Below are 12,523 nucleotides of genomic sequence, written 5' to 3'. Positions count from 1 at the left end.
CATGGCCACACAGTCGGAACAGGCGGCGCAGCGCGCAGCCATCCGCCCGGTGAAGGAGTCCGTCGAGGACCGTCTCATCGCGACGCCGGGGGTCGTCGCGGTCGACATCGCCGAGAAGGAGACGGGGGGCAGGAAGACGGGGGAGCTGAGCATCGTCGTCTTCGTCGACAAGAAGAAGCCGAAGTCCAGGCTCGCCAAGGACGCGCTCATCCCCACGGAGATCGACGGGGTCAAGACCGACGTCCAGGAGCTCGTCATCGAGCTCCAGCCGGCCTTCCGCAAGGTCGACGACGCCGAGCTGTTCGTCGACCCGTCGAACTACCCGACGCTCGCCGGTGGCATCAGCATCGGCCCGCGACGCTCCGTCTTCCTGTCGCCACCGGACGTGCCGTCGGCGGGCAACTACGTCTTCGTCGGCACGCTCGGCGCGATGGTCCGTGACCGGGCGTCCGGCGCCACTATGGCGCTGACCAACTTCCACGTGGCGTGCGTCAACAACACGTGGACCGTCGGCGACCGCATGGTCCAGCCCTCGCTCGTCGACGGTGGCGCGCCCACCGGCGAGTTCGGCTCGCTGACCCGGGCCGTCCTCTCGGAGAACGTCGACGGCGCCGTCATCACGGTCGACACGTCGGAGCCGTGGACCGCCACCGTCACCGGGGTCGGTGACGTCAACGGGAGCACGCCGGCGACCGTCGGCATGGCCGTGCAGAAGCGTGGGCGCACCACCGAGCACACCTTCGGCACGGTCGCGTCCACCGACTTCACCGTGACGATCGACTACGGCAGCGACGTCGGGTCCCGCACGCTCCGGCACCAGATCCGGATCGACACCGACACCACCCGCAACCCGCGGTTCTCGGACCACGGTGACTCGGGCTCGGTCGTCCTCGACACCTCGCGCAACGTCGTCGGCCTGCTCTTCGCCGGGAGCAACGACGGGTCGATGACCTTCGCCAACCCGGTCCAGGCCGCGCTCGACGAGCTGGGGGTCGACCTCGTCACCGCGCCGGTCCTGACCCTCACCCGGCCGATCGGCACGTGTCTCAACACCCGCATCTCGGTGTGCCTGCGCACGAGGCTCGAGCTCAGCTGTCCGACGATCCGCACCCGGATCCCGGCGCTGTGCCCGACGTTCGTCACGCGACCGGCGGTCTGCGACTTCGTCACTCGCCCGGTCGTCTGCGACCTCGAGGTCACCCGTCCGGGCTGCACCCTCCCGACCCGCGCCTGCGGGGGCGAGTGGGAGCGCCCGCCGATCGACCAGTGGGTGCGTGGGGGCCGTCAGGACGGCTACGGCGCCTCCGCGCGGGAGATCGAGTCCGCGGCCGACGAGGCGTTCTGGACCGGCTACCGCGCTGCCCTCGAGGAGGTCGACGCGCTCGACTCCGCCAGCGGCGGCTCGGGCACCACGGGTGTCGGCACCACGGGCGCCGGCACCACGGGCAGCTCGGGTGGTGCCTGACCGTGGACTCGACCCCCAGCCTGCTTGGCTCGGCCGTTCGGCACGGCCTCGTGCCCGTGTCGGACGTCCGTGCCGGCCGCGTGCACGTGCGACCGGTGTCGCGCAGCAACCACGTGCACGTCGTCGAGCGGGCCGGGGTCGCCGTGGGCTACGTCAAGCAGCCGGGCACGGCCGCCTCCCTCGACGGTGACGACACCGTCTCCGTCGAGGCGAGCATCCTGGGCGCGATCGCGCCCCTGCGACTCGCACCGACCCCGATCCGTCAGGGAGGATCGGGGCCGGTGTGGATGACTCCCTTGCCGGGCGTCGAGCTCCGTGGCGTGGGGGGCGATGCCGTGCTGCGGCCCGTCGCCACCGACCTCGGCCGCGCTCTGGCCCGGCTGCACCGGCACGCCGTCGCCGGTGCCAGGCTGCCCCGCGCCACGACACCCTGGCCGCTCCTCGACGCGCTGCCGCCGTCGATGTCGGGCGGCCGGCTGCGCGACGACACCCGGTCCGTCCTTGCCCGGCTCGACACCCTCGCCATCCGGCGCGCCGTGGACCGGGCTCGTGCGCAGTGGCGGCCCACCCACCTCGTGCACGGTGACATCGCCGCCGGCAACGTCATCGTCGAGACCACGCCGGCGGGAGGGGTGCGGGTCGGCCTCATCGACTTCGAGCTCGGCGGCCTCGGCTCACCCGAGCACGACCTCGCCTCTGCCGCAGCGATGCTCACCAGCCTCTCGCGCCCCGGGCTCGACCTCGCCGCGCTGTGCCTCGACGCCTACTGGACCGCGTGCGGCCCCGGCACCCTCACCGGGCCGTGGCGCTGCGTCCGCGCGCTCATGACCGCGTGGCAGGTCGCCCTCAACCACGGCGAGTCAGGCGCAGCCGATGTCGCCCGGCTGCTCTCGCTGGCCGAGGCCGCCGCCGAGGAGGGTCCGGCATGAACGCCTGGCGACCCGAGCACGCGGCCCAGGTGCTCACGGCATACGACGTCCTTCGGTCGTCTCCCGCCGACGCCTCACCTGCCGACGTCCTCTACCGCGGCTGGTATGCCGTCCGCCCACCTCGCGCGGGCGCGCCACCCCGGTGGGCGGCTCCCGTGGCCGGCACGGCCCGGGCGGCGCACGAGGCAGCGGTGCGGTGGAGCGTCGACGACACCGAGGTCGTCGCGACCGGCATCGCCGGGGTGGCCGTCGTCGCCACGGCGACGGGAAGGCGGGCCCTGTGCCGGGGGGAGTACGTCACGACGCAGGGCCGGCCCGGCTTCCCGCCGCGGGTCGGTGACCGGGTGCGGGTGCTCGAGCGCCCCGGGTCCGTCATCCAGGAGGGGTGGTGGCGGACCTGGGGCGGTCGATGGGACCACGGCGCGGTCCCGGAGGAGCTGGTGCGGGTCTATCTCCGTCCGGACCAGGGCGAGGTCGGTCGGGTCGTGCACGCCGTGACGTCGGCGCTCGCGGAGGCCGACGAGTGGCTCCTCAAGGTGGCGACCACGACGGAGGAGCTCGAGCGGCCGGACGCGTGTGTGGTCTACCTCGCCGGGCCGCGGCGCGAGGCGCACCGTGACCTCGTCGTCACGGCGGTCGCCGGTCTCACCGCGGGGGACCCGCCGCCCCTCACGGAGAGGCTCGCAGAGGGTGTCGGCTGGGCGCAGGACCCCGGCGACGGGCGGAGCTTCGGTGAGGGGCGCTGCGAGGCGGTCGCGACGGCATACGGGCGTTTGGACGGGACGGGAGCGGGTACGAGCGCATGGCTCGACCTCGTCGCCGAAGAGATGAGCCGGAGCGGGGTCGACCCATCCAGCCCCCACCTCGGGTCCGAAGGTGGGCGGTAGGGCGATGAGCGTCGCCGCGAGGGCAAGGGAGCACGAGGGCATGGGCGGTCAGGAGCCGCAGGATCACCGGGCACTCGTCCTCGATGCCGCGCACCGCTGCGTGGACCTCCTCGTGCGCACCGCGATCATCGACGACTCCGGCCACCCGACATGGCCCTCGTGGGAGATGGGGCCAGCCGGCGCCGTGGGTGTCGTCGCCGGTCGGCGCTCCCTCTATGACGGGGATGCCGGGGTGGTGTGGGCACTGACCCACCTCGGCACCGCCCTGCGGCGACCCGACGCGACCGAGCTCGCCGCGTCCGGAGCGGACGCCCTGGGACGGCACCGCCCGACCGGGCCCGACGTGCAGTCCGGCCTGCTCGCCGGTGAGGCGGGGCTGTCGCTCCTGCCCCGAGTGCGCGGCACCGACGGGATCGGCTGGTCCGAGGGCAGTGACCTCACCGACGGTCTCGCAGGCATCCTGCTGTCGCTGGCGCGCAGGCATCGCCACGAGGAGCACGCGAGCGCCATTGTCGCCGAGCTGCGCCATCGCTCGCGGGTCGAGCCGTGGGGGCGCAGCTGGCCCGACCACCGCCTCGAGGGCGACGCGGCGCGCCCCCTGTGCGGGCTGGCGCACGGGGCCTCGGGGATCGTCTGGGCCCTCGCCGAGGCGGCCGCCGTGTGGCCGCGACTCGCCCCCGCGGCCCTGGAGCTGGCGTGCGAGGCGCTGCAGTGGGAGGCGTCGTGGGCCGAGCCGGTGCGTGGCGGCTGGCCGGACCTGCGTGAGGGAGACGTGACGTGGCCGGACCTCTGGTGCCACGGCGCGGCGGGCGCGGGCGCCGTCCGGCTGCGCCTGCTCGAGCTCGCCGACGCCGGCCTCGACCTGCCGTGGTCGACCGACACGACCCGGGCCGAGGCCGAGATGGCCGTGCAGCGGTGCGGGCGCGCCATGACCGACGCGGCCGAGCTCACCGTGACGGGCGGACCCGAGGCCGTGGCGGGCGGGTGGACGCTGTGCCACGGCGCCGGTGGACCCGCAGGGATGGTGGCCCTGGCCTCCGACGTGCTCGGCGTGCACGAGCACCGGGAGCGGGCGCTCGCGGCGGCGGCGGCCTTCGTCGCGGCGGCGCCGACCGACCCCGGGGAGTGGCCCTGCGGATTGCGCGGCGCGGACGGTGACGTCTCGCTCGCCACCGGGGTCGCCGGGACGGCCGTGCTGCTCGCCGACCTCGCCCGTCCGGGCCTCGTCCCCTCTCTGGTGCTGCTCGGAGCGGGTGGGGTCCGGGGCGGGCGCTGAGGACGGTCAGCGATGGAGGTCAGCGCCTGGAGGTCGGCGCGTGGAGGTCGGCGCGAGGGCGCCAGCGCGTGGAGGTCAGCGCCGGGTGGCGCTGCTCCAGGGGTCCTCGCCGTGGGCAGCGGAGGACGCCACCCAGGGGTCCTCGCCGGTGGTGCGGTCACGGCCCGCGCTCACCTGTGAAGGCACGGTGCGGGAGGCGCGCAGCTTCTCGCTCGTGGCCTTGGCGGCATCGGCGACGAGGTCGGCGACGACGGGAGCAGCCTTCGTGCGGGCGTTCTCCTTGGCCACGGCGACCTGCTTCTGCACGGGTGCGCTCTGCCAGACCTTGCCGGAGACGGTCTTGATCTGCTCGTAGCGCTGCTTCCCGGCTCGGGCGCCGAGGACGTAGCCGGCCGCGAGGCCGACGAGGAAACTCATTCTGGGCATCGGTGTCGGTGTCCTTCCGTTGGCCCTCGACCCTACCCGCCGGAGGATGCGGTGCGGGTTCCACGTCAGGGGCGCTCGCGGCATACCCTGTCTGTCGGTCACCGGTTCGCCGGTGGGCCGGGCGGGTTCGCATAGTGGCCTAGTGCAGTCGCCTTGAAAGCGACCAGAGGGAGACCTCTCGTGGGTTCAAATCCCACACCCGCCGCCACGTCCGCGCCGCGCGGCCCCGCCGCCGTGGCGTCGTCTCACGTTTCGTCCCTCCGTTTGACGTACCCGCGGGTCTCCCGTTTCATCGTGGTTGACAACGTTGTCATCCCGGGGAGACCTCTCACATGCCTTCACTCGTTCGATCACGTCCACGACGCCGTCGCGGCGTCGTCCTGCTCGTCACCGCCGCCCTCGTGGCGCTCGGCGTCGCCCCCTCGGCGACCGCCGTGGACTCGCCACAGCACCGACCGGCCTACCACTTCAGCCCCGCCAAGAACTGGATGAACGACCCCAACGGGCTCGTCTTCCACAAGGGCGTCTACCACCTGTTCTTCCAGTACAACCCGCTCGGCGACCGTTGGGGCAACATGTCCTGGGGTCATGCCACGAGCACCGACCTCGTCCACTGGACCGAGAAGCCCGTCGCGATCCCGTTCGACGCGAACGAGGGGGTGTTCTCCGGGTCGGTCGTCGTCGACACGGCGAACACGTCGGGGTTCGGCTCCGCGCAGAACCCGCCGCTCGTCGCGATGTACACGAGCGCCTACACCGCAGCCAGCGGCCGCGACGGCATCCAGGCGCAGTCGCTCGCCTACTCGACCGACGACGGCCTGAGCTGGACGAAGTACTCGGGCAACCCGGTCATCGACATCGGCTCGCGCGAGTTCCGCGACCCCAAGGTGTTCTGGTACGCGCCGGCAGGCGAGTGGCGGATGGTCGCGGTCATCGCCAACGAGCACAAGGTCCTCATCTGGCGCTCGAACGACCTCAAGAAGTGGAGCCGCCTGTCCGAGTTCGGTCCGCGCAACGCGACCGGAGGGGTGTGGGAGTGCCCCGACCTCTTCCCGCTCGCCGTCGACGGTGACCCGCGCAAGGTCAAGTGGGTCATGCTCGTGAGCCTCAACCCCGGCGGGATCGCCGGCGGGTCGGGAACGCAATACTTCGTCGGGGACTTCGACGGCACGACCTTCAGGGCCGACGGCCCTGCCACCTACGAGCCGCCCACGGGGACGCTCCTCCAGGGCTTCGAGAACGGGTATGCCGGCTGGACCGCGACGGGGACCGCCTTCGGCTCCCAGCCCGCGGCCGGATCACTGCCCGGGCAGCAGAGCGTGACGGGCTACGTCGGCCAGCGCCTCGTCAACAGCTTCGTCGACTTCGACGCCGCGCAGGGCGAGCTGAACTCGCCGAGCTTCACCATCGACCAGCGCCACCTCAACTTCCTCATCGGTGGCGGACGGCACCCGGCGGTCCCGGGCGCGACGCAGGGCGACCCCGGGGGAGAGGTCTTCACCGACTTCGAGACCCTCGACCCGACAACGCACCTGCCAGCGGGGTGGAGCGCCACCGGCGAGTTCGTCGGCTACGGAGCGACGAGCTCGGGCCTGCCCAACCACCAGGGTGACAAGGTTCTGGACACGTGCGTCGTCCCCGACCGGTGCGACCCGGCGACGGGCACGTTCGTGTCGCCGGAGTTCACCGTGAACCGCGGCTGGGTCAACCTCCTCACCGCGGGCGGTGCGCACCCGCTCGGGACGAGTGGGCCGACGGTGGTCGAGCTCGTCTCGGGTGGCCGGGTCGTCGGGTCCGTGACCGGCAACAGCTCAGGAGACATGGACTGGCGCCACATCGACGCCCGGTCCGTGGTGGGCCAGAAGGCCCGCATCGTCGTGCGAGACGAGAACAGCAGCGGCGACTGGGGTCACCTCATGGTCGACGACATCCGGTTCTCCGACACCGCAGCCGGTCCGCGCGACACCCAGACCACGGTCAACCTCGTCGTCGGCGGCCAGGTCGTCCGGTCGAGCACGGGCTCCGACAGCGAGGCGCTCGACTGGGCCTCGTGGGACCTGGCCGACCTCCAGGGGCGCTCGGCCCAGATCCGGATCATCGACCACAGCTCCGGCGGCTGGGGCCACATCCTCGCCGACCAGTTCATGCTCTCTCCCAGCCCCGCGAAGAACGGCACCGAGCGGGCGAGCTGGGTCGACCACGGGCGTGACAACTATGCGGGCGTGACGTTCAACGGCTTGTCCGACTCGCAGCGCACGACGATCGGCTGGATGAACAACTGGGAGTACGCCCAGGACGTCCCGACGAGCCCGTGGCGCGGTCAGATGACGATGCCGCGCACGCTGGCCCTCGTGTCGTCGGCGGACGGACCGCAGCTGCGGCAGACCCCCGTGCCGGCGATCGACAAGGCGCTGGTCAACCGCGACAAGGAGCAGGCCAAGGTGCGCCCGGTCCCGTCCGGGGAGCGAGCGACCGGCCTCGACGCCACGGTCGCCCGGGTCGAGGTCAGGGTGGCCCTCGGTTCAGCGAGCGAGGCCGGTGTCGTGCTGCGGCGCAGCGCCGACGGGTCAGTCGGCACCCGCGTCGGTGTCCGGCGGGACGGCACGCTCGTCGTCGACCGGACCCGGAGCGGGAACGTCGGGTTCCACCCGCTGTTCCCCAGCGTCGAGGAGGCCCGGGTGACGGTACGCGACGGAGAGGTGGCCTTCACGGCATACCTCGACCGCAGCTCGGTGGAGGTGCTCGCGGAGGGCGGCCAGCGCTCGGTGACCGACCTCATCTACCCTCCGGCCTCGGCGACGGACGTCGGGACGTACGACGTCGGTGGGTCGGCGAAGGCTGTCGACGTCAAGGTGACCCCGCTGCGGCCGTGACGGGCCTGTCACCCACCGACTGATGGCCCCGGGACCACCGGGCGAGACCCGACAACGGGCCGCGCCCGGTGGTCCTGGGCCACATGGGTCGAGCGAGGTCGCGGGCCTCAGGAGGGTGGCGGGATCTCGCCGGAGCCGCGGACGACGAGCGTGGGCTCGACGATGACCCGGTGCGGCGCGCTGCGGTCGCCGTCGATCCGCGCCATCAACAGGTCGGCGGTGAGGCGGCCGATCCGGCCGACGTCCTGGCGGATGACCGTGAGCCCCGGGGTGAGCAGGTCGGCGAGCGGGAAGTCGTCGAAGCCGACGACGGCGACCGACTCGCTGAGCCCGCGCCGGCGCAGGGCCCGGACGGTGCCCTGCGCCAGGTCGTTGCGACCGGCGAACACGGCAGTCGGCGGCCGATCGAGGTCGAGCAGCTGGACGACCGCCTCCTCGGCCGCGGCCGCGCCGCGCAGGCCCGAGATGGTGAGCCGCGCGTCGGGTCGCAGCCCTCGCTCGGCGAACGCCTGGGTGAAGCCGGCGAGCCGGTTCTGGGCGGTGGCGATCTCGGGGAGGTCCGTCAGGCAGGCGATGCGCCGATGCCCCTGTGCGAGAAGGTGTTCGGTGCCCATCTGGGCGCCCTCGCGGTTCTCGACGCTCACCGAGTCGGCGGCCACACCGCGGGGCTCGCGGTCGACGAAGACCACGGGCATTCCGGCGCGCACCTCCGACGAGAGGTAGTCCTGGCGCAATGTCGACGGCATGATGACGAGCCCGTCGACACGCCGGGTCACGAGGTCCTGGACGAGGCTCCGCTCGCGGTCGGGCTCCTCGTCGAGACTGGCCGACAGGATCGCCGATCCGCGGCTGCGGGCGGCGTCCTCGAGCGAGCGCAGCAGCGCTGCGGAGAAGCTGTTGCTCACGTCTTGGAGGAGGGCGCCGATGAGCCCGCTGCGGCTCGCCGCCCGACGCAGGTTGCTGGCGCCGAGGTTGTGGCTGTAGTCCAGCCGTGTCACGGCCTCCTGCACCCGCTCGCGCACGGGCTCGGCGACCCCGGGCTCGTCGTTGACGACGCGCGACACGGTCTTGATGCTGACCCCCGCGAGCGCAGCGACGTCGCGCATGGTGGCGCGCCCGACCCGGTCAGCCACGGCGCACCGCGCGGGGCCGGCAGCACGACAACGATGTCACTGTCACGTCACGAGTTGTACGCCATCCCTTGACCTGAGCGCAAGGTGGGCCTATAAATGACCTTGACAACGTTGTCATCGGACACTCAAAGGAGAGACATCCATGCGTACCACCACTCGAGCCTCGCGCGGATCCCGCGCCCTCGTCATGGCCGTGGCCGCCACGACGGCTCTCGGCCTGGCGGCCTGCAACCGTTCCAGCGACTCGGACACCGGCAGCGGGGGCGAGGCCCCCGTCGGCGTCGCCCTCATCACCAAGGACTCGACGAACCCGTTCTTCGTCGCCATGCAGAACGGCGGCAAGGCCGACGCGGCCAAGAACAACGTCAAGCTCACCGTCGCCTCCGGCAAGCAGGAGGGTGACGACCAGGGCCAGATCACCGCGATCGAGGACGCCATCGCCCGCGGCGACAAGGGCATCCTCATCACCCCGATGAGCACCGGCGTCAACGCCGCGATCAAGAAGGCCCGCGACGCCGGCCTCTACGTCATCGCGCTCGACACCCCGCCCGACCCGGCCGACACCGTCGACATCACCTTCGCCACCGACAACCGCGAGGCCGGCAAGCTCATCGGTCAGTGGGCGGCGGGGCAGGTCGCCGGCAAGCCCGCGACCATCGCTCTCCTTGACCTCTTCAACGACAAGATCGTCTCGGTCGACTACAACCGCGACCAGGGCTTCCTCGAGGGCATGGGGATCGAGGTCAAGGACGGCAAGAAGAACGGCGACGAGGCTCCCACGGGCAAGTACTCCGCGGCCGGTGGCGGCGACTACACCATCGTCTGCAACGAGGCCGGCAACGGCGCCGAGGACGGTGGCCGCTCCGCGATGGAGAAGTGCCTGGCCAAGAACCCCAACATCAACGTCGTCTACACGATCAACGAGCCGACGGCCGTCGGTGCCAACGCCGCCCTCAAGGCAGCCGGCAAGACCGCGACCATCGTCTCGGTCGACGGTGGCTGCGCGGGTGTGGCCTCGGTCAAGAGCGGCGTCATCGGCGCCACCGCCCAGCAGTACCCGCTCAAGATGGCGACCGAGGGCATGGCTGCCATCGCCGCAGTCGCCCGCGGTGGTGAGAAGCCGAAGCCCGACGCCGGCCTCGACTTCAAGAACACCGGTGTCGCCCTCGTGACCGACAAGCCGGTCGACGGGGTCGAGAGCATCACTGCCGACGAGGGCTCCAAGATCTGCTGGGGCAACTGACCATGACTGCCGACGTCACGTCTGCTGCTGCCGAGTTCGCTCGGCGGCAGCAGTCCCCGGTGCAGAGGCTGCAGCACCAGCTGCACGGCAAGCCGTGGCTGAGTCCGCTGTTCCTGCTCATCGCCGCCTTCATCACGTTCTTCATCGCGACCCCGACGTTCCTCACCGCAAACTCGATGGGCATCCTGCTCCAGCAGACGGCGGTCGTCGCGGCGCTCGCCATCGGGCAGACCCTCGTCATCCTCACTGCCGGCATCGACCTGTCGGTGGGCGCGATCATGGTCCTGTCGATGATGGTCATGGCCACCCTCGCCAAGGATGACGGGATGCCGGGCATCCTGGCACTGCTCATCGGCGTGCTGCTGGCCGTGGCCGCGGGCTTCCTCAACGGCTGGCTCGTGACCCGGATCAACCTGCCGCCGTTCATCGTCACCCTCGGCACGCTGAGCATCTTCACCGCCATCGCCCTGCTGTACTCCGGTGGCTCCAGCATCCAGGCCGACCACCTGCCGGGGCTGCTCAACTTCCTCGGTGAGGGATTCGGCATCGCGGGCTTCCGCATCACGTGGGGCATCGTCGTCGTCATCCTCATGTATGCCGTCATGGGCTTCGTCCTGTCCCAGACGGCCTGGGGTCGATACGTGTATGCCGTGGGCGACGATCCCGAGTCGGCTCGTCTGTCGGGCGTGCCGAGCAAGCGGATCCTCCTCGCCGTCTACACCGTGGCCGGCCTCATCTACGGGATCGCGGCGTGGATCCTCATCGGCCGTGCAGGTGCGGCCACGCCCAACGCGGCGCCGGACGCCAACCTCGCGAGCATCACGGCCGTCGTCATCGGCGGCACGTCGCTGTTCGGCGGGCGTGGTCGACTCATCGGGACGCTCATCGGCGCGCTCATCGTCCAGACCTTCGCGTTCGGACTCTCCCAGATGGGTGTCGACCAGCAGTGGCGAGTCCTCGCCACCGGCATCCTCGTCATCGTCGCGGTCGCCATCGACCAGTGGATCCGGAAGGTCAAGTCATGAGTGCAACAGACCTCGAGGTCGCCCACGGCGGCGTGCCCGCCGGCAAGGAGCACGTCTACGCCCAGGAGCCCGTGCTCTCGGCGCGCAACCTCGTCATCACCTTCGGCCGCGTCGTCGGGCTGGACGGTGTCAACCTCGACCTCTACCCGGGTGAGGTGCTCGCGGTCATCGGTGACAACGGTGCCGGCAAGTCGACGCTCATCAAGTGCCTCACCGGGGCCTACGTCCCGGACTCGGGCACCGTGACGATGAACGGTCAGCCGGTCTCCTTCAAGAAGCCGCAGGACGCCCGCGACGCGGGTATCGAGACCGTCTACCAGCAGCTGGCGGTCATCCCTGCGCTCGACATCGCGAGCAACCTCTACCTCGCTCGCGAGGACCGCCGCAAGGGTCCGCTCGGCTCGGTCCTGCGCATGCTCGACAAGAAGGGCATGGAGAAACGGGCCGGGGAGTCGGTGCAGAACCTCGGCATCCAGACGATCCAGAACATGAGTCAGGCCGTCGAGACCCTCTCCGGTGGTCAGCGCCAGGCCGTCGCCGTCGCCCGCGCCGCCGCGTTCGGCAGCAAGGTCGTCGTCCTCGACGAGCCGACCGCCGCACTCGGCGTCAAGGAGTCGGGGATGGTCCTCGACATGGTCAAGCAGCTGAGGGACAAGGGCCTGTCGGTCATCCTCATCTCGCACAACATGCCGCACGTGTGGGAGGTCGCCGACCGCATCCACATCCAGCGGCTCGGCGGTCGGGCCGGCGTCATCACCCCCGAGACCCACGACATGGGTGAGGGAGTGGCGATCATGACCGGCGCCAAGAAGCTCAGCGAGGCCGCGCCGTGACGATCGTCGTCGGCTACATCCCCAGTCCCCAGGGGCTGGCCGCCGTCGACGCCGCCATCGACGAGGCGCTGCGACGCCAGGACCGGCTCGTCGTGGTCAACTCCGGTGTCCTGGGCGACTACTCCGTCGCCAGCTTCGCCGACCCCCAGGACCTCGACGCCCTCGACGCCCAGCTCACCGAGAAGGGCATCGACCACGAGGTCCGCCAGTCGACGAGGGGTCTCGCCCCCGCCGAGGAGATCCTCTCGGTCGCCGCGGAGGTGAGTGCTGACCTCATCGTCATCGGGGTGCGCAAGCGCTCGCCGCTCGGCAAGGTCGTCACGGGCAGCACGGCCCAGCAGGTGCTCCTGGACGCGACCTGCGCGGTGCTCGCGGTCAAGGCCTGAACCGCCCGCACCCTTCCTTCTTGCGTCTGCGGATGCGGTTGCTAGAG

Annotated in this window: 11 protein-coding genes and 1 tRNA gene; 10 read left to right on the top strand and 2 right to left on the bottom strand. The window is 71.5% G+C overall.

What is annotated here, in order from left to right; all coding sequences use genetic code 11:
• Nucleotide 1 precedes the first annotated feature (1 nt).
• Genes ACSQ11_RS03845 through ACSQ11_RS03830 form a run of 4 tightly spaced genes read left to right on the top strand, consistent with a single transcriptional unit; the run spans nt 2 to nt 4,557 of the window.
• On the top strand, nt 2-1,465 hold the full coding sequence (locus tag ACSQ11_RS03845; RefSeq protein WP_436003219.1) for a hypothetical protein: 1,464 nt from the start codon (nt 2-4) through the stop codon (nt 1,463-1,465).
• Nucleotides 1,466-1,467: 2 nt separating this feature from the next.
• On the top strand, nt 1,468-2,394 hold the full coding sequence (locus ACSQ11_RS03840; RefSeq protein WP_436003217.1) for an aminoglycoside phosphotransferase family protein: 927 nt from the start codon (nt 1,468-1,470) through the stop codon (nt 2,392-2,394).
• Nucleotides 2,391-3,281, top strand: coding sequence for a T3SS effector HopA1 family protein (locus tag ACSQ11_RS03835; RefSeq protein WP_436003215.1), 891 nt, complete (start codon nt 2,391-2,393; stop codon nt 3,279-3,281). Before ACSQ11_RS03840 ends, ACSQ11_RS03835 begins: the two co-directional genes overlap by 4 nt.
• Before the next feature lie 4 nt (nt 3,282-3,285).
• Nucleotides 3,286-4,557: a lanthionine synthetase LanC family protein gene (locus ACSQ11_RS03830; RefSeq protein ID WP_436003213.1), complete on the top strand. Its 1,272-nt coding sequence runs from the start codon at nt 3,286-3,288 to the stop codon at nt 4,555-4,557.
• Nucleotides 4,558-4,632: 75 nt separating this feature from the next.
• Here the strand turns inward: ACSQ11_RS03830 and ACSQ11_RS03825 are convergent, their stop codons facing one another.
• Nucleotides 4,633-4,974 (bottom strand): protoporphyrinogen oxidase, encoded by a 342-nt coding sequence (locus ACSQ11_RS03825; RefSeq protein WP_436003211.1) that lies wholly within the window; start codon nt 4,972-4,974, stop codon nt 4,633-4,635.
• A gap of 129 nt (nt 4,975-5,103) precedes the next feature.
• Here ACSQ11_RS03825 and ACSQ11_RS03820 point away from each other — a divergent pair.
• Together ACSQ11_RS03820 and ACSQ11_RS03815 are read left to right on the top strand one after the other, a co-directional pair.
• A tRNA-Ser gene (locus ACSQ11_RS03820) sits at nt 5,104-5,191 on the top strand.
• 124 nt (nt 5,192-5,315) lie between these two features.
• Nucleotides 5,316-7,856 (top strand): GH32 C-terminal domain-containing protein, encoded by a 2,541-nt coding sequence (locus ACSQ11_RS03815; RefSeq protein ID WP_436003209.1) that lies wholly within the window; start codon nt 5,316-5,318, stop codon nt 7,854-7,856.
• Between the two features lie 107 nt (nt 7,857-7,963).
• On the opposite strand, the gene ACSQ11_RS03810 is transcribed toward ACSQ11_RS03815, so the two are convergent.
• Entirely contained in the window at nt 7,964-8,989 is a 1,026-nt protein-coding gene (locus ACSQ11_RS03810; RefSeq protein ID WP_436003207.1) for a LacI family DNA-binding transcriptional regulator, read from the bottom strand.
• A gap of 142 nt (nt 8,990-9,131) precedes the next feature.
• Here ACSQ11_RS03810 and ACSQ11_RS03805 point away from each other — a divergent pair, with 142 nt between their 5' ends.
• The 4 genes from ACSQ11_RS03805 to ACSQ11_RS03790 are packed head-to-tail and all read left to right on the top strand — an operon-like array spanning nt 9,132 to nt 12,476.
• Entirely contained in the window at nt 9,132-10,232 is a 1,101-nt protein-coding gene (locus ACSQ11_RS03805) for a substrate-binding domain-containing protein (RefSeq protein ID WP_436003205.1), read from the top strand.
• Between the two features lie 2 nt (nt 10,233-10,234).
• Nucleotides 10,235-11,257 (top strand): ABC transporter permease, encoded by a 1,023-nt coding sequence (locus ACSQ11_RS03800; protein ID WP_436003203.1) that lies wholly within the window; start codon nt 10,235-10,237, stop codon nt 11,255-11,257.
• A complete protein-coding gene (locus ACSQ11_RS03795; protein ID WP_436003201.1) occupies nt 11,254-12,090 on the top strand; it encodes an ATP-binding cassette domain-containing protein in 837 nt (278 codons plus the stop codon). Before ACSQ11_RS03800 ends, ACSQ11_RS03795 begins: the two co-directional genes overlap by 4 nt.
• Entirely contained in the window at nt 12,087-12,476 is a 390-nt protein-coding gene (locus tag ACSQ11_RS03790) for a universal stress protein (protein ID WP_436003199.1), read from the top strand. The genes ACSQ11_RS03795 and ACSQ11_RS03790 overlap by 4 nt, the downstream gene beginning before the upstream one ends.
• Nucleotides 12,477-12,523 lie beyond the last annotated feature (47 nt).

It is taken from the genome of Knoellia sp. LjRoot47 (assembly GCF_964253435.1).
Taxonomy (GTDB): domain Bacteria; phylum Actinomycetota; class Actinomycetes; order Actinomycetales; family Dermatophilaceae; genus Knoellia.
This window is presented reverse-complemented; position numbering and strand designations above follow the sequence as displayed.